The organism is Aeromicrobium sp. PE09-221, assembly GCF_002174305.1.
GTDB lineage: Bacteria > Actinomycetota > Actinomycetes > Propionibacteriales > Nocardioidaceae > Aeromicrobium.
Genome location: NZ_MIJB01000059.1, coordinates 1 through 595 on the forward strand (window position 1 = coordinate 1; position 595 = coordinate 595).

At 71.8% G+C, this 595-nt stretch carries 1 protein-coding gene; it reads right to left on the minus strand.

The annotated features are described in order from the left end of the window. Nucleotides 1-595: FAD-dependent oxidoreductase (locus tag BHE97_RS19215; RefSeq protein WP_140400273.1), on the minus strand; the 595-nt coding region annotated here is incomplete at both ends.

Genomic DNA, 595 nt, shown 5'->3' on the forward strand with positions numbered 1-595 from the left:
TGGGCCCCCGGGCCAGGTCGGCCGCAGGGCGGCGGGGTTGGAACGGCTCACCGGTCCCCCCCGGCGCAACCCCCTGGGCGCCCTCCGGCCGCATCGGGCGCACGCTGACCGTGAAGTCACCCCCGACACCCGCCAGCTCGTTGAGCCCTCCCGACCACGGGCCGGCGGCATTGACGACGATCGACGCCCAGATGGTCGAACCGTCGTCCAGCTCCACGCCGCTCACCCGATCTCCTGACCGGTGGACAGCCGCGACGGTGCTCTGGAATCGGAACCGTGCTCCCTCGCGGACTGCTGCGGCGGCGAGATTCTGCGCGGCGAGCTGCGGATCGCTGACGTGACCGGCGTCGGGTGTGAACACGCCGCCGAGGGTCTGCGTCGCGTCGTGCCAGAAGCGAGGGTCGTCGAGTCTTCGCGGCGGCCAGTACCTCCCGACGTCCAGACCCGGCACCCGGGACGCGAGCTCAGCACTGTCCCACTCCTCGTAGGGCACCCCGAGTTCTTCGAACAACGGGACGTAGGCCGAGCGCGGCGCGGCATCGACGTCGAGCATGACCAGACCGGTCCGCACGTACCGGGCGACATCGCCCGGTAC